Annotated in this window: 6 protein-coding genes; 2 read left to right on the top strand and 4 right to left on the bottom strand. The window is 72.9% G+C overall.

From position 1 onward, the window contains the following. Window positions 1-23 precede the first annotated feature (23 nt). Both AB0B50_RS03045 and AB0B50_RS03040 read left to right on the top strand, forming a co-directional pair. Entirely contained in the window at window positions 24-923 is a 900-nt protein-coding gene (locus tag AB0B50_RS03045) for an MBL fold metallo-hydrolase (RefSeq protein ID WP_362324560.1), read from the top strand. Between the two features lie 102 nt (window positions 924-1,025). Then, on the top strand, window positions 1,026-1,295 hold the full coding sequence (locus tag AB0B50_RS03040) for a hypothetical protein (protein ID WP_362324557.1): 270 nt from the start codon (window positions 1,026-1,028) through the stop codon (window positions 1,293-1,295). Between the two features lie 63 nt (window positions 1,296-1,358). Here the strand turns inward: AB0B50_RS03040 and AB0B50_RS03035 are convergent, their stop codons facing one another. Genes AB0B50_RS03035 through AB0B50_RS03020 form a run of 4 tightly spaced genes read right to left on the bottom strand, consistent with a single transcriptional unit; the run spans window position 1,359 to window position 23,874 of the window. Then, the gene (locus AB0B50_RS03035) at window positions 1,359-3,935 is read right to left on the bottom strand and encodes a beta-ketoacyl synthase N-terminal-like domain-containing protein (protein ID WP_362324554.1); all 2,577 of its coding nucleotides are present in this window, start codon (window positions 3,933-3,935) and stop codon (window positions 1,359-1,361) included. 9 nt (window positions 3,936-3,944) lie between these two features. After that, a complete protein-coding gene (locus tag AB0B50_RS03030) occupies window positions 3,945-5,093 on the bottom strand; it encodes an OzmP (RefSeq protein WP_362324551.1) in 1,149 nt (382 codons plus the stop codon). 44 nt (window positions 5,094-5,137) lie between these two features. Further along, window positions 5,138-8,707 carry an amino acid adenylation domain-containing protein gene (locus AB0B50_RS03025; protein WP_362324548.1) on the bottom strand — a complete coding sequence of 1,190 codons (3,570 nt, stop codon included), beginning with the start codon at window positions 8,705-8,707 and terminating at the stop codon, window positions 5,138-5,140. After that, window positions 8,704-23,874 (bottom strand): SDR family NAD(P)-dependent oxidoreductase, encoded by a 15,171-nt coding sequence (locus AB0B50_RS03020; RefSeq protein WP_362324545.1) that lies wholly within the window; start codon window positions 23,872-23,874, stop codon window positions 8,704-8,706. The genes AB0B50_RS03025 and AB0B50_RS03020 overlap by 4 nt, the downstream gene beginning before the upstream one ends. Window positions 23,875-23,891 lie beyond the last annotated feature (17 nt).

Here is a 23,891-nt window from a genome sequence, read left to right as displayed (position 1 = left end):
TGCCCTCAGGAAGTGAGTCCCTCGTGAACGACGCCCCCACCGTCCACTCCTTGGAGACCGGTTGGTCCGTGGACGAACGCTGCACCAACTGCGACGTCGCACGGCAGCTCGCGCCGGATCTGATCGGCGAGGTCGACGGCCGCTCCGAGATCACCCGGCAGCCGCGTGACGCGGCCGAGGAACGGCTCCTGTACGCCGCCGCGTTCGCCTGCCACACCCGCTCCATCCGCCCCGCGTCCGGCCGGTTGGACGCGGCGCGCGACCTCTACCCCCTGCCCATCGACGACACCGTCCTGTTCTGCGGGCACAACTCCCCACAGACCGCGGGCGCCAGCTCCTATCTCCTGCGCCGCCCTTCGGGGAACCTGATGATGGTGGACACCCCGCGCTGGAGCGAGGCGCTGGCCACGCGGTTCGAGACGATCGGGCCGGTCACCGACGTGCTGCTCACGCACCGGGACCACGCCGCGCACGGCCGCAGGTACGCGGACCGGTTCAAGGCCCGGCTGTGGATCCACGAGGGCGACCTGGACGCGTCCCCCGAGGCCGACCGCGTCCTGCGCGGCACCGAGAGCGTGGAGATCGCCGACGGCGTCGTCGCCCAGCCACTGCCCGGCCACACCCTGGGCAGCGTGCTCTACCTCGCCGACGAGCGGTACTGCTTCAGCGGGGACAGCTTCTACTGGTCGCGCTCGACGGGCGACGTCGAGGTGGCCGAGAGCGTCACCTGGTACTCCATCGAGGAGCTCGCGGCCTCCCTTGCCCGCACGGCCGAACGGCTCCGCTTCGAGTGGCTGCTGCCGGGGCACGGCGACCGCATGCGCCGGCCCGCCGCCGAAATGGCCGACCGCATGCGGGCGTTGGCCGAGAGGGCGCGGGCTCTGCGGCCGCGTCCCATCGACTTCACCGCCCTGCGCTGGTGAGCGCGGCGGCGCGGCGAAGCACCGTACGAATGCCGACGCCGTGGTGGTGAAAACCGCGGTGAGAACATGCGGGGCGCGCCACTCCTGTCTAGCGTCGCTCGCATGAAGACTCATCCGCAGAGGTACGAGATCCTGCTGGTCCCGCAGTTCTCCGAGAGCGGTACGGGCACGACCGACACCCGCGGCGCCCTGCGCTCCGCCGTGGTGGTCGCCACCGGGGAGACCGGCTCCTCCGGCTATCCCCGGTACGTCGGGGACGGTATGGAGGCCGACATCGACCCCGTGACGCGTTCCGTCGAGGCACTCCTCGTCGACGGTGCCGAGCTGGACTACGGCCTCTCGGTGCGGGTCGCGGACCACGAGGGCGGCTGAGCCCCCGCGCGGCCGGACGTCCTGCCGTCCGCGCGGGGCCCGCTCACCGGGTGGTGCCGCCCCTCACGACCCCGAGGGACGGCGTGCGGCGGCCCGCTGGGCGCGGCGCGACATCCGCCCTTCGGAGCCCGCGGCGGGAGCCGTGGGTGCGGTGGTGTCCGGGCCGATGCCCAGTTCGCCGCTCAGGTCCTCCACGAACGAGCGGACCGTGGGGTACTCCACGAACGCCGACGAGCGCACCGAGTGGGCGAGTTCGTCGCTGAGCTTGGCGATGACCTCGATGAGGATCAGCGAGTCCAGGCCCATGTCGAAGAGGTTGGTGTCCAGGTCCACGGTCCGCGGGTCGGGTGCGCCGAGTACCGCGGCGATCTCGTGCCGGATGAAGTCCGTGAGCAGGGTGACCTTCTCTGTGTTCGGCACACCATCGAAGCGGTCCCGCAGCGTCTCGCCCCCGGTCTCGGCGGCCTGTGCGATGGCGCCGTGCGGCTCGATCCAGTGCCGCTTCCGGTCGAAGGGGTAGCTGGGCAGCGGCACGCGGCGCACGCTCTCGCCCTCGTGGTAGGCGGCCCAGTCGACGTCATCGCCCGCGGTCCACACCCTGCCGAGCACGTCCAGGAGGAAGGCCACGCCGACTGTCTCGGGGGTCTGCGGCAGCAGCGCGAGTGCCGGGCGCCCTGACGCGGCGGCGTGCTGGGCGCCGATCCGCTCCAGGAGGCGCAGGGCCGCGTCCGGCAGGTCCGTGCGGTCCGCGGCGACGGCGGGCGTCCGCACGCCCCAGCCGGTCAGCGTGCGCAGGGTGGCGTACTGGACGGCGAAGGCCGCCAAGGCGCCCTCCGCGCGCAGCAGTTCGGCGGCGCCGCCCGGGGCGTTGAGCTCGGTGGCGCACTCGTCGAAGTGCTCGCGAAAGGCCGGGATCTCCTCGTACAGCGCCGTGGCGTGCCCTGCGGGAACGGCCGACGCGTCACCGACGAGTTCGAGGACCGGCTTCTCGGCGGTGGGATCGCCCTTCAGGAGGCGGTTCTCGTCGCCGAGCGCCAGGGCCAGTGCCGCGTCACGCACGTCGGTGGCGACGAGCGCGCGCCGGTAGGTGTGCACGCGCCGCCCGACCGCCAGCGTGTGGGAGACCGCCGCCAGGTCGAGGGCGCGCTCCTTGCGCAGATGGCGGGCGAGGTCGGCGGTCGCCGTGTCGAGCGCTTCGGGGGTGCGGGCGGAGAGCACGAGGAGCCGGGGCCCTGCCGCTCCGGTGGCGGGCTCGGCGGCGGGGGCCTCCTCCACGATCACGTGGGCGTTCGTGCCGCCGATGCCGAAGGAGCTGACGCCGGCCCGGCGCGGGGTCGTGCCCGCGGGCCACTCCTTGGTCTCGGTGCCGACGTAGAAGGGCCCGGCCGCGAAGTCGATCTCGGGGTTGGGCGCGTCGAAGCAGAGGCTCGGGACCAGGGTGCGGTGGCGCAGCATCAGGACCGTCTTGATCAGGCCCGCCATGCCCGCGGCGGTGTCCAGGTGCCCGACGTTGGTCTTGACCGAGCCGATCGCGCAGGACTCGGGGGCGAGTTCGGTGCCGTCGCGCCCGAAGGCCTGGTTGAGCGCGGCGATCTCGATGGGGTCGCCCAGCGGCGTCGCGGTGCCGTGCGCCTCCACGTACGAGATGGTCTCCGGGCCGCAGTCGGCGATCTGCTGCGCCTCCACGACGACGGCGGCCTGCCCCTGCACGCTGGGGGCGGTGTAACCGGTCTTGTCCGAGCCGTCGTTGTTCACGGCGGTGCCCTTGATGACGGCGTGGACGGTGTCGCCGTCCGCCAGGGCGTCGCTCAGCCGCTTGAGGGCGACGACGCCGACGCCGTTGCCGATCACGGTGCCCTGCGCCTTGGCGTCGAAGGCCCGGCAGTGGCCGTCGGGCGAGAAGATCATGCCCTCGTGGTGGAGGTAGCCCTCCCACTGGTCGGCCTGGATGTGGGCGGCGCCCGCGAGCGCCATCGAGCAGTCTCCGGAGAGCAGGCTGAGGCAGGCCAGGTGCACGGCCACCAGGGAGGTCGAGCAGGCCGTGTTGGTGCTGATGCTCGGGCCCTGCAGGTTCAGCTTGTAGGAGGTGCGGGTGGCCGCGAAGTCCTTGTCGTTCGTGATCATCATGCGGTAGCGGTCCACGGACGACGCGGTGCGATAACGCTCGCCGAGGTTGTGCAGCAGATAGGTGTTCATGCCGACACCGGCGAACACACCGATCCGCTGCTCGCCGCGCTGCGGGTCGTAGCCCGCTGTCTCCAGGGCCTCCAGCGCGCACTCCAGGAACTGGCGCTGCTGCGGGTCGATCAGCTCCGCCTCGTCCTGGGTGATGCCGAAGAACCCCGCGTCGAACTTGTCGGCGTCCTCGACGATCTGACCGGCCTTCACATAGCGCTCGTCCGCGATCAGTTGCTCGCTGACCCCGGCCGCGCGCAGCTGGTCGTCGGAGAAGTAGGTGAGGGTCTCGCGGCCCTCGTTCAGGACGCGCCAGAACTTGTCGGGGGTGTCGGCGCCGGGGAAGCGGCAGGCGAGGCCGACGATCGCGATGTCCGAGTCCCTGACCTCCGCGCCGCCGTCCGTCTCCGCCTGGTGGGCGCTCTGCTGTATTCGCCCGTCGTTCATGTCTTCCATGTCTTCCATGTCTGCTCCTCAACCCACCTTGATACCGAGGTCCGCTGCGACGGCGCGCATGTCCAGGAACGTCTCCGCGATGAACCTGGCCCCGTCGTCGGTGGTGTCCATCTGCTTGAACAGTTCCACCAGCGCCTCCCGGTGCTGATCGCGCTCGCCCTCACCCGCGGCGATCTCGAGCACCACGCGCTTGAGGCGCTCCTCGACCTCGGGCAGGTCCAGGGAGCGCGGGAACTTGATGCTGAACGTGGAGCGGTCGTAGTCCTTGTTGCGCCGCACCGCCCGGGTGTAGCTCGATGCGTTGAGCTTGTAGAACATGCAGTCCCAGTTCTTGAACGAGTAGTAATTCAGGAGCGGGAACAGCGTGCAGTGCGTCTCCATCGGCGAAGAGGCGTACAGCCCCTTCTCCTTGAGTTCCGCGACCATGCGGTCGGGGTCGTAGTCGTGCCGCATCGCGATGAACGGGAAGACGATTTTGGGGAGTTCGTCGTCCTCTGCGAACAGGACCTCCTCGATCTCGCCGTCGAAGAGTTCGCTCGCGAGCTCGGGCCCAAAGGACTTGTAGAAGCCGCGGACGACCTCGCGGACGTTCGACTCCATGGTGAGGATCTGCTGCGGGTCGGCGCACAGGGCGATGTAGGGGATGCGCTCGCGGTAGGCGTGGAGGATGGCCCGGATCACGAAGAAGGTGCGGCACGAGACGCAGGGCAGCTTCTCGTCGAGGTACTGTCCCGGCTTCTTGGGGCGGGGCCGGTTGAAGACGTCCCGCATCATCTTCTTGATGTTGTCGTCGTCCGCGTCCACCACGAACGTCGCGGGCAGCTTCTCCTGCGCGAGCTTGATGTTCTGCGCCGCGTGCGTGCTCTCGAAGGGCACGTCGAAGGTGTATGCGAGCGTCCTCTTGCCGTATTCGTTGACGAACTTGTCCAGCATGTACGTGCTGTCCTTGCCGCCGCTGTACATGAAGAGGCAGTCGAATTCCCCGCGCGGGTTGGGCGGCGCCGCCTGGAATTCGGCGAACACCTCATTGGTGTACTTGTAGTTGACGATCAGATCGCCCGCGAAGTCCAGGTTGCACAGATTGCAGACCTGCTCGTCGTCCAGGACGATCCCCGGGTGCCCGTCCTTCAGCGAACAGATCTTGCAGCGGACAATGGTCGGTTCCACGATGCCTCCTTGAAAGGGTGTCGACTGCCCGGTCGGCGGCGGGCTCAGCGTTGCGTGCCGGACCTTCGACGGCGCGCTCCGAGCAGGGAGCGGCCACGGGCGGGGGCCTGCCGCCCGCGCGGCGGTGACGCTCCCGCCGCGTCGTCGGCGAGATGACGGGCCATGGACCCGACCGTCGGGTGGCGGAACATGTCGAGCCGGGTCAGCGAGGGGCGCAGCTCCGCCCGCAGCCGCGCCACCACCTGGGTGAGGCGCAGCGAATCCCCTCCGGCGTCGAAGAAGTTGACGTCGACGCCGACCGCTTCCAGGCCCAGCGCGCCCTGCCAGATCCCGGCGATCCGCCGCTCCAGGGCGCTCGCCGGCGCGGCGTCGGTGCCCTGTCCGGCTCCGGCTCCGGCGAGGGCAGCGGGGGCGGGCAGGGCCTTGCGGTCGAGCTTGCCGTTCGGGGTCAACGGAAGGTCGCGCAGGGCGACGACGGCCCCGGGGACCATGTACGCGGGCAGCCTCGCCCGCACGTGGTCGCGCAGCCCGGCAGCCGAGGGCGAATCGCCGCCCGCGGCGACGACGTACGCCACCAGACGGCCGTCGCCACCATCGCCCTCGCGCACGGCCACGGCCGCCTCCGCGACGGCCGGGTGGTCGCGCAGCACCGTCTCCACCTCGCCGAGCTCGATGCGGTAGCCGTGCAGCTTGACCTGGTTGTCGACCCTGCGCAGATACTCCAGGCGCCCGTCGGGCAGATGCCGCACCAGGTCCCCGGTGCGGTAGACGCGGCCCGGCGCGAAGGGGTCGTCCAGGAACTTCTCCGCGGTGAGGTCGGGCCGCCGGTGATAGCCGTCGGCCACTCCGTCGCCGCCGATGTACAGCTCGCCCGGGGTGCCGGGCGGCACGGGCCGCAGCCGCGCGTCGAGGACGTACATCCGCGTGTTGGCCAAGGGGCGCCCGATGGTGACAGGACAACCGGCCGCCACCCGGTCCAAGGAGGACCAGATGGTGGTCTCGGTCGGCCCGTACATGTTCCAGACCCGGCCCGCGCGCCGCACGAGAGCGGCGGCCAGGTCCTCGGGCAGCGCCTCGCCGCCGCACAGGACGGTCAGTTCGTCGCGGCCCTGCCAGCCCGCCTCGATCAGCATGCGCCAGGTGACGGGGGTCGCCTGGACGACGGTCGGGCCGCACTTCTCGATCAGTTCGCGCAGCTCGAATCCGTCAGCGGCCGCACGCGCCGGGGCGACCTGGACCTGCCCGCCGGTCACCAGCGGCAGATAGAGCTCCAGGCCCGCGATGTCGAAGCAGGCGGTGGTCACGGCGAGCAGGGTGTCCGTGCGGGCGAAACCGGGCTCCTTCGCCATGGAGCACAGGAAGTTGGTCAGCGCCCGGTGGCCCACGCGCACGCCCTTGGGCAGGCCGGTGGAGCCGGAGGTGTAGATGACGTAGGCGGGGTCCTTGGCCGACGCCCGGTCCCCGAAGGCGTCCATCGGCTCGAAGGCGTCCATCGACTCCAAGGAGCCCGCCACCTCGTCTTCCTGCGCGTCGAGTTCGACCGCGCGTGACGGGCAGTCCGAGGGGAGTGCGGGAGCCAGCGCGGCCTGTGTGAGGACGAGGAGCGCGCCGGAGTCGTCGAGCATGTGCCGGATCCGCTCGGGCGGATAGACCGGGTCGAGCGGTACGTACGCCGCGCCCGTCTTCAGCACCGCGAGCAGCCCCGTGAGCAGGTCGGCGGATCGGTGCAGGAACACCCCGACCAGGGTGCCGGGGCCCGCGCCGAGCCGGGCGAGGCGGTGCGCGAGCCGGTCCGAGCGGCGCGCCAGTTCGCCGTACGTCACGACCTCGTCCCCGAACCGGACGGCGGGCGCGTCCGGTTGGCGGCGGCTCCACTCCGCGAAGAGCTGATGCACACAGCGGTCGCTCGGGTAGTCGGCCGCCGTGTCGTTCCACGTGTCGAGCACGCGACGGCTCTCGTCCGCGGTGAGCAGCGGGATCAGGCCCGCGTCCTCGTCGGGCAGCGCGGCGGCGCTGTGCAGGAACCGGCGGAAGCGGGCGGAGAGTTGCTCCGCGGCCCCGGTCATGCCGGGGGCGGCGGGCTCGAAGGCGATGCCGCCGGATCGGCCGATGCGGACGGTGAGGGCGGAACCGTCCGGCTGCGGCCGGTGAGCCGCGATGGCGCCGTCGGTCAGGTCCACGGTGATCGGCAGGGCGGTGCTGCCCGACACGGCCGACCGCTCGCGCAACCGGGGATCACGCAGCCGCACGTCACGCAGTGGGGCGCCGCGCCGTGCCACATCGACGAGCCGTTGGGCGACGGCTTCCTTGAGTTCGGTGAGCGATCGGCTCTCCGTCGCCTCCGGGGCACGGAAAGGGACTTCGGAGTGGAGCGGGGCGGGAATCCTTTCGGCTTCCGGTCCACGGCCGGGAAGGCGCAGGCCCACGTCGAAGCCTCCGGTGTGCTCGCCGGCCATGCGGCCGAGGAACAGCAGCAGGGCGGCGAGCAGCCACGCTTCCCTGTCTTCTTCATCCAGGGCTCGCAGCCGGTCGGGGATCTCGGCATGCGCGACCGTCCCCGTGGCCTGCTCCGACTCCCCTGCGGGCCAGGGCACTTCGAGGGGTTCCTGCTCGGTCAGCCGACTGAGCCAGTACGCCTCGTGGCGACGCGCGGCGCGGGACGCCGACTCCCATCGCTCGGTCGCGGCGTCGTCGAGCTCGGTGAAGCGGTCGCCTGGGCGGAGCCCGACCGCGCCGCCGTCCAGGTCGACGAGATCGGTGAGGCGTACGTCGAAGTCGGCCGTGGCGACGACGACAGCCGCGTCGTCGACGGCCAGCACGGTCCCGGCCGGACGCGTCGACGCATGGGCCGTGACCTGCGCGCCGCGCACCGCGAACAGCCGCTCGTCCAGGGCGAGGAGGGCGAGACCGAAGGCGTTGCGGTGCGGACCGAGCGTGGTGGCCCGCACGAGCGCGTCGAGCTCCCCCGCCGGTCGCCGCCAGGAGAAAAGGCCCGCGCGGGGCGGGCCGTCGTGCGCACCGTGATACGTACGCAGGGTCAGGTCCTGCGGGGTGCGTGTCTCCGTTCCCGCGGCCAGTTCGTCGACCAGTTCACCGAAGGAGGCGGCCGCGGCCTCGTAGCAGGCGAGGTTGAGCGTGTACGCGGTGTCGTCCGGGGCGACCGGCACCGTGCGCTGCTTGAGCAGATCGCCGGTGTCGGCCTCGCGCTCCATCACGTGCCAGGTCACGCCGTGCTCGGCGGCGCCCTCCAGGACGGCCCAGCTGGTCGCGTGCAGACCGGCATGCCGGGGCAACGGCGCGTCGTGGAAGTTGACGGGCATGCGCTCGGGCAGCGCCAGGACCTCGTCGGACAGCATCCGCAGGTTGGTGATGCTGAAGAGGTACGCGAACCGCAGCGGGCGCAGCCGCTCCGCGAGGCCCCGGCCCGGCTCGATCACGGGGAGGCCGTGCCCGGCCGCCCAGCGGCGCAGGCCGGGATCGGCGGCGACCACGGCGGTCACCCGGTGGCCGCGCGTCAGGAGGTGCTCGCCGCATTCGGCGAGGAGGGGCTCCTCGCCGATCAGGACGGCGCTGAAGGGGGCGCAGGGACCGGCAGAGCCGGAAGGTGGGGTCATCGCTGCTTCTCCTGGTCGTGGAGAACGGTGCTCAGCTGGTGGAGCAGGTCGTCCACCTCCGTGTCCGAGAGACCGTTGACGATCTGTTCGAGGCCGGGCTCCTCCGTGGACGCGTCGACGTCCTGAACCGCGAGGTGGCGGGCGAGGCGCTCGATGGTGATGTGCTCGAAGAGCAGGGTCGACGGCAGGGGCCCGTACTCCTGCTCCAGTTCCTTGGTGAGACTCAGGACCACGAGCGAGTCGATGCCGTAGTTCTCGAAGGTGGCCTTGGGGTCCAGGAGGTTCTCGGGCATCTCCAGGACGCGGGCGAAGACCGCCCTGACCCTGTCCTCCGTGGCGCGCACCGGGTCACCGTCGAGGCTCCGCGCGGCGGCCTCGGGGCGCACGGCCCCGGTGTCCGGCTCGGACGGGACAACGGGCTCGGACGGGACGACGGGCTCGGACCGGACGAGCACCACGGGCGCCTCCCCTGCCGCGGGCACCAGCCCGTCGCTCTCGGCCACCAGCACGCACTGGTACGTGCCGCCGCCCGGCCGCGCGTGCGCCGCGACCTTGCGGAAGCCGTTCTGGGCGAGCACGTCGCGCCAGGCGGCCAGGCCGAGCAGCGGGGAGTTGGGCAGCCGGTACTCCGCGTCCTCGAAGAGCCACCAGCCGGTGGCCAGACCGAAGATCAGGGACATCTGGTCGCGCAGTTCGACGCCTTCGTTGATGATCAACACGCCGTTCGTGCCCAGCAGTTGCTTGACGTGCGCCAGGGTGCGGTCGATCCTGCGGGTCGCGTGGAACACGTTGGTGCCGAGCACCAGGTCGTACCCTCCGCTCTCGAAGTCCTGCTCGCGCGGGTCGCGTTCGATGTCCAGGACCCGGAAGTCGGCGAACGGGTGGTCGGCGCCGAAGCGCTTGCGTCCGTGCCGCACGAATCCGTCGGAGACGTCGGTGTACACGTACGCGACCCGGTCGCCGTGGCCCGCGGCGGAGATGCCGCGCAGGACGCGCTCGCTGGTCCCGCCGGTCCCCGCGCCCACTTCGAGGATCCTGATCCGGTCGCCCGGCCGCTGTCGCAGGCGTTCCGCCACGTACCGCAGCACGGTGTCGGTGACCTGGTCGTTGCACCGGTCGGTGACCGGGTCCCCGGCGTAGACCGCTTCCACCAGCTCGAAGGAGCCGCCGGGGAAGAGCACGTCCATATGGCCGCGCCGCCCGGTCAGGACGTCGGGCAGCGCCTCGACGCAGCGCAGCAGCAAGGCGGTCACCGCACCGGCCTCGGGATGACGCCGGGTCAGTTCCCGTACGGCTTCCTCGGGTCGGGCGACGCGGCGCCGCAGCTCCTCGTCCTCGATCCGGTCGGTGGTGACCAGGTGGCCGTGTCCGTCGTCGTACGTCCCTTCGCCCTCGGCCCGCAGATGGCCGCCGCGCAGCAGGACGTCGACGAGCAGGTCGAGCAGCCGCTCCTGCCCGGCGGTGACACCGAGGCGCGAGCGGAGCCCCTCGCGGGTGTGCCGCTCGCCGGTGCTCCGCAGCACGCCCATGGTCCGCAGGGCGCCGACCAGCAGGTCCCGGGCGAGCCGCTCGGTCTCGGCCGACGCGCTGCCTGCGTCCCCCACGCCCTGCGGCTCCGCCGGAAGGGCGGTGAGCGCGGCCGGTGCGGACCGCTGGTGCGGCTGCGCCCTCAGCACGGTGTGCGGGTCGACGCCGAGACCGGCGAGAATGCCCTGCTCGGCCTTGACCACCAGGGCCTGCGGCAGGTCGCCCGCAAGGACGCGCTCGACGGCGGCCATGCCCTCGCCGGCGCCGATCGGCTGGATGCCCGCGGCGGCGAAGCGGCGCAGGACGCGCTCACGGTGGGCGTCGCCCGCGGCGTGCCAGTAGCCCCAGTTGACGGTCCGGACGGGGTAGGGCGCGGTGTGCGCCGCGGCCCTCGCCCAGGCGTCGGCGACATGGCAGCCCGCCGCGTAGCCTGCCTGGCCGTGGTTGCCCTCCAGCGTGACGGCGGAGGAGTACAGCAGCGCGAAGTCGAGGTCCTCGCCGCGCAGCGCGTGGAACATGCTCCACACCGTGTCCGCCTTGGCGTCCAGGGCACTGCGCAGCTCGGCTTCGCCGAGGTCCCTGATGGGCTTGTCCACCAGGACCATCGCGGAGTGGATCACGCCGTGCAGCGCGCCGAAGCGGGCCTTGGCTTCGTCGATTACCGTGCGCAGGGCTACCGGGTCGGCGGCGTCGCACGGCGCGTACAGCACATCGGCGCCCAGGCGTTCCAGGTCCGCGATGTCGGCGCGACGCCGCTCGTCCGGTGCGCCGCGCCCGACCAGGACGAGGCGGGCCCGGTAGGTGCGGGCCAGGTAGCGGGCGGTGTCACGGCCGAGCACGCCCAGGCCGCCGATGACGAGGTACACCCCGCCTACGCGGAGGCGCGTCGGGGCGGCGGGCAGGTCGACACGCTCCAGGGTGCGCACGCGTCGTACGCCTGCGCGCAGGGAGACCGGGGTGACCTTGCCCTGAACGGGCTCGTCCACCAACTGCCGTACGCCCTCGGCGACTTCACTGCCGCGCACGTCGAGGCACGCCGCGCTCAGCCGCGGGTACTCCTTGGCCGCCACCTCGCAGAAGCCGACGAGCCCGGCGGCCGCGGGGCGTACCGAGTCGTCTTCGCCGAGCGGCAGGGCGTCGGCGGTGAGCACCTTCAGGCTCAGGGGGCGGTCGAGCATCCCGGCGCGGTCCAGGGCCCGTGTCAGGCGGTACAGCGAGACAGCGGCACGGTCCTGCGCCTCCCGCACCTCACCGCCGCTCTCCGGCAGTTGCTCGGGGCCGGCGGTGGCGAGGAAGTACACCAGGTCGGCCTGCGGTGCGCGGGCGAGGGTCCGGTCCGCCGCCCGCTCGTCGAGGCCGCCGGCTCCGATGGTCAGCCGTACGTGCGCCGCGTCCGGGTGGGCCTTCTCCAGGGTCGCCGCCAGGTGCTCGGCGTCCGGCGCCGCGACCGTCAGGACCGCCCTGGGGGCGGGCGCGCCTCCGTGCTCCTTAAGTGGCGGGGCGGCCGCCCAGCGGGGGCGGTAGTCGATGCCGGGTGCCGCCGCCTTCAGTTCGCGCAGGGCGAGTCCGGCGATGCGTACGCAGACACGGCCCGCGTCGTCGGCGATGGTGACGTCGAAGCGGTGCGAGCCCAGGTCACGGATGTGGGACCAGCCGTCGCCGGGTACCGGGGCGTGCAGCTCGACCCGGTCCGCGGCGAAGGGCAGCAGCGGCCGGGCGTCCGCGTCGGCCCGGTCGGCGAGCAGCAGGGCCAGCGGGTGCAGCGCCGCGTCGAGCGTGCCCGGGTCGAGCGGGCCGGTGCGGGCTCCCGCGAGATGCTGCTTCTCCGGTCGGCGCAGGCGGGCGAGTGCGGCCCCCTCACCGCTCCAGGCCTGTGCAACGCGCCGGAAGTAGGGGCCATAGGGCAGACCGCGTCGCCGCAGGGAGGCGTAGAGCTCTTCGTGCGTCACCCGGCCGGGACACGCCGCCTTCAGCCGGTCGATGTCCAAGGCTTCGGGGAGCTCGGGAGTCGTGGTGAGCACCTGCCCGAGCGAGTACACCGCGTCGACGCCGGTGGCTGCCGTGAGGCGGTAGTCGTGACCGCCCGCGTCCCGCGCGGGGGTGAGCGCGAGCGTCAGGTCGAGGCCGTCGCCGTCCGTCATCTGGACCGGGGAGAGCCAGCGGACGTCCCGGAAGACGCGCACCGCTCCCTCCCCCAGGGCGCGGGCGATCAGGTCGAGGTGGCCCACACCGGGCAGCACCGGGCGGCCGCCGACGACGTGTTCGCGTACGACGGGATCGGCAGGGGTGAGGGTGACGTGGCGCTCCCGCTGGGTCGTCGGCACGTCCCGGCCCTCACGACGGGCCGTGGGCGTGGCAGGTCCGGTGACCGGCAGCCAGTGCCGGGCCCGCTCGAACGGGTAGCCCGGCAGCGGCACGGTCCCGCACGCCCCCGGGGTCGCCGGGTCCAGCGCCCTCCAGTCGGCGAAGGCGCCGGAGACCCAGAGCCGGGCGAGCCGGGCACGGTCGCCCGCGTCCGCGAGGGTCCGCAGGAAGTCGGGACCGGCTCCCTCGACGAACACGTCCGCGAGCGCGGTGTGCTGTTCGGCATTGCCGAGGATCGCCCAGGGCCCCGCGTCCCCCTCGGCGAAGGCCGCGAACTTGTCGGCGGCGTCGGCGAGATCGGCGGCCAGGAACGCGAGCCGCTCGGGCAGCGCTTCCCTGCCGGCCCTCAAGGTGTGCCCGACGTCGGCGAGTTCGGGCCGCTCGCGGCGCAGGTGGGCGGCGAGCACGGCGGCGTACTCCCGCAGCCGCTCGGGACCGCGGGCGGAGAGAACGAGCAGTTCGGGGCCACCCGCCGAGGTGGTGCGACGCCGAGTCGCCGGGGCCAGGTACTCCTCGAGGACCACGTGCGCGTTGGTGCCGCCCGCGCCGAACGAACTGACGCTCGCCCGCCGCGGCAGCTCCACCCGCAGGCCGTCCCGCTCCTCCACGGGCCGTTCCCAGTGGGCGAGTTCGCGCTGCACCCGGAACGGGGACCGGGCGAAGTCGATGATCGGGTTGGTCTCCTCGGAGTGCAGCGACGGCACCAACTCGCCGTGTGACAGCTGCAGTACGGCCTTGGTGACGCCCGCGATGCCCGCGGCGCCCTCCAGGTGGCCGATGTTGGACTTCACCGAGCCGAGCGCGATGCTCCCCGCCGGAAGGCCGACTCCGGCGAAGGCCTGCTCCAGGGCGGTGTGCTCGATCGGGTCACCCAGGGACGTGCCCGTGCCGTGCGCCTCGACGTAGCCGATGGTGGCCGGGTCGATGCCCGCCTTCTCCAGGGCCTCCTCGACGAGCGCCTGCTGCGCCTGCGGGTTGGGCACGGTGAAGCCGCCGGTGCGGCCGCCGTGGTTCACCGCGGTCGCCTTGATCACTGCGTGGATGTGGTCGCCGTCGGCGACCGCATCGGAGAGCCGCTTGAGCAGCACGGCGCCGACGCCCTCGCCCGGCACATAGCCGCTGCCGCCCGCTCCGAAGGACCGGCAGCGACCGTCGGTGGACAGCATGCGCATGCGGCTGAGGTGCTCGTACTTGAGCGGGTGCGCGGATACGTTGACGCCGCCCGCAAGGGCGTAGCGGCACTCGCCCCTGCGGATGCTCTCGCAGGCCTGGTGGAGGGCGACCAGGGACGCCGAGCACGCGGTGTCCACGACGACGCTCGGGCCGCGGAAGTCACCGAAGTAGGAGACCTGGTTGGCGATCGCGGAGCGGTTGGCGAGGACGGTGTGGTGGTTGCCCTTGGCCGCCTCGTCGGCGGCGAGCTGGGCGTAGTCGCCCCACATGACTCCGGCGAAGACCCCGACGTCGTGCCCCTGGCCGCCGTGGCGCGGGCGCGGGAGGCGGGACGGCGGGTAGCCGGCGTTCTCCAGCGCCGCCCAGGATGCCTCCAGGAAAAGGCGCTCCTGAGGGTCCATCAACTTGGCCTGGGACGGCGGAATACGGAAGAACAGCGAGTCGAAGGCGGCCACGTCCGAGAGGAAGCCGCCCCACTTGCCGTAGCTGGTGCCGGGGGTCGACCGGTCGCTGTCGAAGTGGGCGTCGGCGTCCCAGCGTTCGCGCGGCACCTCGGTGACCGCGTCTCGGCCCTGGCGGAGATTGTCCCAGAACTCCGTGAGGTCGCGGGCCTGCGGATAGCGGCCGCTGATACCGATGACGGCTATGTCGTCGCTGCCGTTGGCACCGTGGTTGCCGCTGTTGCCGTGGCTGCCGTCGCCGAGCGCCGCGGTTCCGTGCGCGGGCGCGGCGGCAGGGGCGGGCGGCTCCTCGCTCTGCTCCTTGACCGCGGGAGGCTCCGGTGACGTGTGCGGCTCCTCGGGGAACAACCTCCTTGCCGCATCGGGGTGTTCGACCAGCAGATGCTCCGCAAGGTCGTGCACGGTGCGGTACTCGAACAGCAGGGTGCCGCGGGCGCCGGGGAAGTCCCGGTCGAGGTGCTCGTTGGTCTCCATGACCAGCACGGAGTCGAGGCCGTAGGTCTCCAGCGTGGTGTGGTCGTCGATCCGCCCCTGGGCGAGGCCGAGCACTTCGGAGAGCAGGGCTCGTACGTGGTCCTTCATGCGGGCCCGCAGGTCCGGGGAGGGCCCGGCCTGGGTGAGTCCGGCCTGGGTGAGTCCGGCCCGGGACGGCGTGGCCTGAGCGGACGCGGCCGGGGTCGTGCCGCTCGTGCGCGGCGTCAGGGCACGGTCCACGGCCCGGCGGTCACCGATCGCCGGGACCAGCCGGACGTCTCCGGTCCGCCAGGCGATGTCCAGCGCGCGCATGCCCTCCTCGCCGGTGAACTCCCGCATGCCGGTGCGCCGTTGATACCCGGCGTGCTCCTCCTCGCCCATGAGGGCGTCGACGCCGCCGATCCGCCACAGCGGCCAGGCGAGCGACAGGGTGCGGCCGTGTACCTGCCCCGCCCGTACCCGGGTGTCGCGTTCTTCCGCGTACGCGTCGAGGAACCGGTTGGCCGCGGCGTAGGCGCAGGCCCCGAAGTCGCCGACGACCGAGGCGATGGAGGAGAACATTACGAAGAGGTCCAGCGGTTCGTCGGCGGTGAGCGCGTCCAGGAGTCGGACGCCGTGTGCCTTCGCCGCGAAGAGCTCGGTGAAACGGGCCAGGTCCGCGTCGAGGACGGTGCCCTGGTCCGCGGCGCCCGCCAGGTGGAAGACGCCGTCGAGGCGGCCGAAGCGGTCCTTGGCCCGGGTCACGGCGGCGCGCAGGGCCTCCGGGTCCGCGGTGTCGGCGGCCACGAGCAGCACCTCGCCGCCGACCGCGGTGAGTTCGCCCGCGGCCGTGCGCGCCTGGGGTCGCTCGGCGGAGCGGCTGACCAGCACGAGCCGGGCCCGGTAGGCCGACGCCAGGTGGCGCGCCAGCTCCAGACCGATGCCACCTGTGCCGCCGGTGACGAGGTAAGTGCCGTACCGCTTGATGGGATTGGTGCCGTTCTGCTGCGGAAGGTTGGCACCCTCGAAGGCCGGTGCGGTCACGTCGGCCCCGCGCAGGGCGCGGACCTGACGGCCCGCCGCCGAGTGACGCACTTCCACTCCGGCGAGGCGGCCGCTCTGGGCCAGTTCGGCGGTCAGCAGTCCCGGCAGTCCGTGCGCGTCGGCCAGGCCGTCCGCGCAGGTCACGGTGAACAGTTCGAAGCGCGGCAGCACTCCACTGGTGGAGAGCGCGAAGCCGGCCGCGGCCTCCTGGTCGGGGCGCGGCCCGGACTCCGTCTCGGCCAGGACGTAGGCACAGCGCACACGACCCGCGAGGCGGACCGCGTCGACGGCGTGAGCAAGCGAGCGCAGTGAGCCGAGGCCGCGCGCGAAGGCCGTGTCGAGCGCGTTCCCCGCCCCGTCGGCGGCCCCCTCGGCCCCATACGGGACGGGCTCGGTCGTCAGGCCCCACAGGTGGACGATGTCGAGGGAGCGGACGCCGTCGCTCTCCAGATCCCTCAGGATCCGTTCGAAGTCCGCGGGCCGGGTGGGCTCCACGGCGTACTGGTCGACTCCCGTTCGTGCGAAGGCCGTTCCCGTGCGTACGTGGATGACGCGTCGCCCGCCGGGCAGCGCGGCCAGGCTCCGCGCGGTGGCGTCGGTGTCCGCGAGGACCAGGACGGCGTCGGCGCCTGTCGTGCCGTCCTGCTCAAGGGGACGCCCCTCCCATTCCTGCCGGTAGAAGAACGGGGCGTCCTTCTCCACGGCTTCCTGCGTCCGTGTCGGCGCGGCGTCGAGGTGGCGGCCGCCGAAGTTCTCGATGCGGACCAGTTCGGCCCCCGACTCGTCGAGGATCCGCACGTCGAAGCTGCGCACGCCGGACACCGTGTCGGCGTCGCGGGCGGGCTGGGCATGGGCATAGCACGTGCGGGGCAGTCGTACGCCGGGTGTACGCATCTCCAGCATGCCGAGGCTGAACGGCACGGCGAGGTGCTCACTCTGCTCGGGTGAGGTCCGGTCCGCCCAGTGGCAGGCGCGCAGGGCGCCGTCGAGCAGCGCCGGAGGCAGCAGCTCCCGCTCGGCGGCGCGGCCCGGCTCCGGCTCCGGCTCCGGCAGGGCGAGGCCGACGAGTGCGCTGCCGTCGCCGAAGTGGACCTCTTCGATGACGTCGAAAGCCGGGCCGTACGCGAAGTGGGCCATACGGTAGGCGCGTTGGACGTCCGCGCCGTCCCGGTGCCGCGGCAGGCTCGCACGCAGGGCGTCGAGGTCGACGGCTTCGGCGGACGGGAGACGCCGTCCGCCGGGCGGTGCGCACACGGTGCCGCGCACGTGAACGGTGCGTTCCGCGCCTTCCGACGTCCAGACCGTGAAGGCCAGTTCGGTGGCCACGCCGGTGCGGGCGAGGCCGACGTGGACGTCGCGCGCCTGGTCCCCGATGACCACCGGCCGTCCCCAGAGCACGTCCCGCAGGGCGTGCGCGCCGGTGAGTCCGGCCAGTTGGGCCGCGGCCCGCGCCATCTCCAGGCAGGCGGCGCCCGCAAGGAGACCGCGCCCCTCGATCACGTGGTCGCGCACCAGCGGCTCGTCGGGCAGGAAGGTCCTGCGGAAGCGGGTCTCGTCGACGGTGGATTCGTTGGCGTCCAGGAGCGGGTGCAGCCGGTGGGCGACCGTCGTCGCGGAGCGTGCGCCGTCCCGGTCCGCCGCGGGCACCCAGTAGCGCTCGCGGGCGAACGGGTAGAGCGGGGCGGGGACGCGGCGCGGGGACGCGCCCCGGGCCGGGGCGAGTTCGTCCCAGTCGGCGGTGCCCTCCCGCGTCCACCGCGCGGCGAGCGCGAAGGCCGGGCCCTCGGCCCCCGGTCGCGCGGACCCGGTGGGCCGGTCGTCGGCCCCGCCCGACAGCAGCAGTCCCGGGCTCGGCGTCCCGCTCTGGTGGGCGCGCAGGGCCCGGACGAGCGCGGCGCCGTCCTCGGCCACCACCGCGAGCCGCTCCTCCATCACTTCGCGGCCGCGCTGCAGCGTATGGGCGAGATCGACGGCGCGTACGCGGTCGCGCTCGGCGAAGTCGGCGAGACGGCCCGCGTACGCCCTCAGCCGCTCCGCGTCACGTGCGGAGAGCGGGAAGACCAGCGGTCCCGCGAAGCGCTGCCCCACGACGGGCTCCGTGGTGCGCTCGGGTCCGTCCCGGTACTCCTCCAGGACGAGGTGGGCGTTGGAGCCGCCCGCGCCGAAGGAGCTGAGGCCCGCGCGGCGGGGCAAGGGGCCGTCGTCACCGGCCGGTTCGGGCCAGTCGGCGGCCTCGCGCTGCACCCGGAACGGGGCGCGCCCGAAGTCGATGTTCGGGTTGAGCTCATCGGAGTGCAGCGAGGGGACGAGACGCCGGTGCTTGAACTGCAGCAGCACCTTGGTGAGTCCCGCGATGCCGGCGGCCGATTCGAGGTGACCGACGTTCGACTTCACCGAGCCGATGGGCCACCGCCGCCCGTCCCCGGTGGCGGGGCCGAAGGCCTTGGCGAGGCCCGCGATCTCGATCGGGTCGCCCAGGGAGGTGCCGGTGCCGTGCGCCTCCACGTAGCCGATGTCGGCGGGCTCCAGGCCGGATCCGCGCAGCGCCCGGCGCACCGCGTCGGCCTGTGCGTGCGGGCTGGGCACGGTGTAACCGTTCGTACGGCCGCCGTGGTTGACGGCATGGCCGCGGATCACCCCGTAAATGTGGTCGCCGTCGCGCACGGCGGCGGCCAGCGGCTTGAGGAGCACGGCGCCGACGCCCTCACCCGGGACGTAGCCGGTGCCCCCGGCACCGAAGGCGCGGCACCGGCCGTCGGCGGAGACGAATCTGCCCTGGCTGAGGAAGACGTACTTGTACGGGTGCAGGGAGAGGTTCACGCCGCCCGCGACGGCCACTTCGCTCTCCGCCGTGCGCAGGCTCTCGCAGGCCAGGTGGATCGCGGTCAGCGACGACGAGCACATGGTGTCGAGCGCGATGCTCGGCCCGTTCAGCCCCAGGGTGTAGGAGACGCGGTTGGCGATCGAGGCGAACGAGGAGCCCGTGACGCGGATGCCGCCCCGCTCGGCGTCGGCCGCGCCGTAGAGCTGGTACTCGCCGTACATCACGCCGACGAAGACGCCGACGCTGCGCCCGGACAGCTCGTCCCTGCGGTATCCGCCGTCCTCCAGGACGTGCCAGGCGTTCTGCAGGAACAGGCGCTCCTGCGGGTCCATCAGCTCCGCCTCGCGGGGCGAGATGCCGAAGAACAGCGGGTCGAAGCGGTCGACGTCGCGCAGGAAGCCGCCCCACTTGGAGGAGGCGCGGCCGCGGGCGGCCGGGTCCGGGTCGAAGTAGCGGTCGTGGTCCCAGCGGTCGGCGGGGATCTCCGTGACGCAGTCGCGGCCCTCGGCGAGGTTCCGCCAGAACTCGTCGACGTCGTCGGCCATCGGGTAGCGCCCGGCGAGGCCGATGATGGCGACGGCACCGGCGTCGTCGGGGTCAGGGGCAGCGGGCTCGGGGGCTGTCGTCACCGCCGTGGACGTCGGCCGCGGGTCCTTCGGGGCCTGGACGCCCGCCAGTTCACCGAGGCGTGCGGCGTGTTCCGCCACGAAGTAGCCCGCCAGTTCCTCCAGCGTCGCGTACTCGAAGAACAGCGTCTTGGGCAGGTCGTCGAAGTGCCGGTCCAGCTCGGCGTTGAGCTGGGTGATGACGAGCGAGTCGATGCCGTACCGGTCGAACGGCACCCTCAAGTCGAGCTCCGCGACGTCGAGTTTGGTGCGCTCGGCGAGCAGCTCGCGCAGGAAGGTGCACGCCCACTCGGTCAGGTCGGCATCGGACAGCTCCGCGCGAGCCACGCCCCCTGTCTCGGGGTGCCGCGTCCCGGGGCGCACCCGGACGGGTTCGAGCGCGGCCGCGATGCGGTCCGTGGCGCCGTGGCCGACGAGGATCGCGCCGCCGTCCTGGCCGCCCAGTGCCGCGTCGAAGGCCGTGAGACCCGCCACCGTGGGCATCGGGTCCAGGCCGAGGCGGTGCTTCATGGCGCGGACGGCGTCGGCGTCCTGGTGCATCCCGCCGTCCAGCCAGAGCGGCCAGGCGAGCGACAGGGTACGGCCGGAGCGCAGGCCCGCCGCCGCCATGGCGGTGCGGCGCTCGGCGAAGGCATCGAGGAACGCGTTGGCGTACGCGTAGTCGCTCTGCCCGGCGTTGCCGAAGACCCCGGCGATCGACGAGAAGCAGACGAAGAGGTCCAGCGGGTCGCCGGCGGTGAGCCGGTCGAGGTGCGCGGCGCCGTGCGCCTTGGCGCGGACGACGTCGGTGAACTCCTCCCAGCTCTTGTTCAGGAGGTAGGAGTCGTTCAGCGTGCCCGCCGCGTGGATCACCGCGCGGATCGTCCCATGGTCGGCGCGGACGGCGTCGAGCAGTGTGCGCAGGGCCTCCTCGTCGGCGATGTCCGCGCGCCGGAAGGCGACGTCGTGTCCGGCCGCGCGGAGCGCTTCGATACGGCGTTCGGCGTCCGGTCCCGGTTCGGACCTGCCGATGAGGACGAGAGGGGCCCCGGACCGGCCGGCGAGGTGCTCGGCCACGGTCAGGCCGAGACGGCCCGCGCCGCCGATGATCAGGCAGGCGCCGTCCTCGCGCTCCTCGCCCTCCTCGCGCAGGGCCGTGCCGCGCTCGGCTTCGGGCACGGAGGCGAGGCGCCGGTGGCGTCGTACGCTCCGTACGCCGTCGACGTACCGCGTCTCGGTCTCGCCGTCGCCCTCGCCGAGGGAGGCCAGTTCGGCCACGAGCGTGCGCGCTGCCGGGGTGTCGGCGTCCAGACCGACCAGGCGGTGGGCAAGACGCGGGTTCTCCAGTGCGGTGGTGCGGGCCAGGCCCACGAGCGCGGCCGCCGTGGGGCTCGCGCCGTGCGCGTCGGTGCGGTGGGCGATCAGCAGGGCGGTGCGGTGGCCACCGCGGCGTGCGACGAGGGCCTTGGTCAGCGCGAAGACGGTGTGCGGGCCCTGGTCGAGCAGGGCGGGCGCGAGCGGCTCGGCGGGGTCGCTCGCGGCGCACCAGGTGTGCAGGACGGCGGTGGGCGTGCGGTCCGACTCCGCGAGGCGGTCGAGCAGCGCGGCGAAGTCGGCCTGACTGCCCGGGGCCACGGTGAAGTGCCCGCTGTCCACGGCGGCGTACCGCTCGCCGGGGGTGACCAGGACGACGTCGGGGTCGGTGGCTCCGGTGGCGCGCAGGGCGTCGATCAGCTCGGTGCGGCGCGCGGGGTCGTGGGCGAGCAGGAGGAGAGGGCCTGTGGGGGTGGCCTTGGTCCCAGCCGTGGTCGCTGCCGTAGTCCTTGCCGTGGCCCCTGCGGGGTCCGGCGCGGCTTCTGCGGGCTCCCATGCGCTGCCGAACAGGGTGGTCTCGGGCTGCGCTCGCTCGTCTCGAAGCGAATCGCCCCGCTGCGACTCGCCCCGCAGCGACTCGCCCCGCAGCGTGCGGACGGACAGGTCGCGGAGCCGGGCGAGCAGCCTTCCCTCGGTGTCGAGGACGGTGACGTCCGCCTTGGTCTGCTTCTCCCCCGCGCCGTGCTCGGGCAGCGTGACATGGGCGAGGCAGCGGCGAGGCAGGGGCGCGAAGACCTCCAACTGGCCCAGTGCCAGCGGGAGATACGTGGTGGCGCCGTCCTCACGGGCCGCGAGCAGGGCCACGACGGCGTGCAGGGCGCCGTCGAGCAGCGAGGGGTGCAGGACGAACCCGGACGCGCTGCCGGGCGTCGGCTCCGCGGCCGGGCCCTCGGGCAGTTCGAGGACGCCGAGTGCCTCCGCGTCGCCGCGGCGCAGCTCGCGCAGGGACCGCATGGCCGGGCCGTAGTCGAGGCCGCGCGCCCGCAGCAGGTCGTAGAGCTCGGGCGCGGCGAGCGCGTCGGGGCAGCGCTCGGCGAGGGCGGACGGTTCGACGGGCGTGGGGGCGTCGGCCCGGCCACGGCGGTGGAGTTCGCCTCGGGCGAAGACCTCGGAGGCACCACTCGCGTCGTCGCTGATCGTGAACCGCGCGCCCTCGCCGTGCGGGGTGAGCCGGACGTGCACCGTACGCGGTCCGCGCGCGAAGGACAGCGGACGTTCGAAAGCGACTCTGCTCAGGTACACCTCTCCCCATGCCCCTTCCAGCAAGGAGAGTTCACCTGCGGCGCGCGCCATCTCCAGGTAGCCGACGGCGGGCATGACGGCCTCGCCCGCGACGCGATGGTCGGCTATGCAGAACTCGTCGCCGGTCAGCGGGGTCGCGTAGCGGTGCTCGGCGAGGGTGGAGACATTGGCGCCGAGCAGCGGGTGCAGCGATTCCCCCGGGGTCCCGGGGATCCCCGGAGTCCCCGGAGCCTCCGGAGACTCGGGGTCGAGCCAGATCCGTCGGCCCTCGAAGGGGTAGGTGGGCAGGGGGATGCGGCGGCGGCGCTCGTCTCCGTAGAAGGCGGCCCAGTCCACGTCCTCCCCCCGCAGCCAGGCGGTGCGGACGGCGTCGAGGAGCGCACGCCCCGACAGCCCCGCGTCCGCGGTGAACGTCCGCTGCTCGCTCGGGACTTCGCCGTCGCCGGTGGCGCAGCCGGGCTCGGCACGCTCCCGCAGGGCGCGCACGGCCTCGGCGCGGTCGGCGCAGACGACGGCCCGGCGGTGGCGGTGGGCCTGACGGCCCAGGGCGAGGGTGTAGGCGGTGTCGGCGAGGTCCGTGTCGGGGTGGCGTTCGAGGTGGTCGGCGAGGTCGTCGGTGAGGGTCTCCAGGGCCGTGCGGGTCTTGGCGGACAGCACGAGCAACTGCCCGTCTCGCGGGGAAGCGTCGGTGGGCTCCGGGCGCGGGGCCTCTTCGAGTACGGCGTGCGCGTTGGTGCCGCCGATGCCGAACGAGCTCACACCGGCCCGCAGCGGCCCCTGCCCGGAGCCGGTCCAGGGCTTGGTCTCGGTGTTGACGTAGAACGGGGTCGCGGCGAAGTCGATGGCGGGGTTGGGCCGTTCGAAGTTCAGGGTCGGCACCAGGGAGCGGTGGCGCAGCATCAGCGCTGTCTTGATCACCCCGGCAACGCCCGCGGCGGCGTCGAGGTGGCCGACGTTGGACTTGAGCGAGCCGATCGCGCAGAACCCGGTGTCGCGCGTGCCGCGGCGGAAGGCGTCGGTGAGCGCCGAGACCTCCACCGGGTCGCCGAGCCGGGTCGCGGTGCCGTGCGCCTCGACGTAGGAGACGCTGCCGGGTTCCGTGCCGGAGACGGCGTGCGCCTCGGCGACGACGGCCGCCTGGCCCTCCTTGCCGGGAGCGGCGTAACTCACCTTCAGGGAGCCGTCGTTGTTGGTCGCGGTGCCCTTGATCACGGCGTGGACGGTGTCCCCCGCGTCGAGGGCGTCCTCCAGGAGCTTGAGGACGACGATGCCGACGCCGTTGCCGAGGACGGTGCCGCCGGCCTCCGCGTCGAAGGTGCGGACACGGCCGTCGGCGGAGAGGATCGCCCCTTCCTCGTACAGATACCCTCGCGTCTGCGGGAACTTGACGGTCACACCGCCCGCGAGCGCCATGTCGCACTCGCCGTTGATGAGCCCCTGGCAGGCGAGGTGAATGGCCACCAGCGAGGTCGAGCAGGCCGTCTGGACGCTGTAGCTCGGGCCGCGCAGGTCGAGTTTGTAGCTGACCCGGGTGGCCAGGAAGTCCTTGTCATTGCCCACCATGACCTTGAAGTGGTCGGATGTCGCGGTCTGGTCGATGCGGGGCAGGACGTTCTGCTGCAGATAGGTGTTGATCGCGGCGCCGCCGTAGACGCTGATCAGGCCGTCGTAGCGGCGCGGGTCGTACCCGGCGTCCTCCAGGGCCGTGTGGCAGCTCTGCAGGAAGAGCCGCTGCTGGGGGTCGATGACCTCCGCCTCGGCGGGCGTGAGCTCGAAGAACCCGGTGTCGAAGAGCTCGACGTCGGGCAGGACGCCGTGCGCCCTGACGTACGCGGGATCGGAGCGCAGCGCCGCGGGGACGCCGGCCTCGGCGAGCTCGTCGTCGTCGAACCGGGAGATGCCCTCGCGGCCCGTGCGCAACAGCTCCCAGAATTCCGCCACGCTGTCGGCGCCCGGGAAGCGCCCGGCCATGCCGACGATGGCGATGTCGTTCCCGGACACTTCGCTCCCGGAGACTTCACTCCCGGGCATGTCGGTGCCGGACACTTCGGTGCCGGACACGTCGGTGCCGTCCGCTGCGGTGCCTTCGTGCGAACTCACGGTCGTTCCCTCTTCCC

This window comes from Streptomyces sp. NPDC041068 (genome assembly GCF_040647455.1).
Lineage (GTDB): Bacteria > Actinomycetota > Actinomycetes > Streptomycetales > Streptomycetaceae > Streptomyces.
Note: the sequence above shows the minus strand (reverse complement) of the source record. Positions and strands in the feature narration are given on the sequence as shown.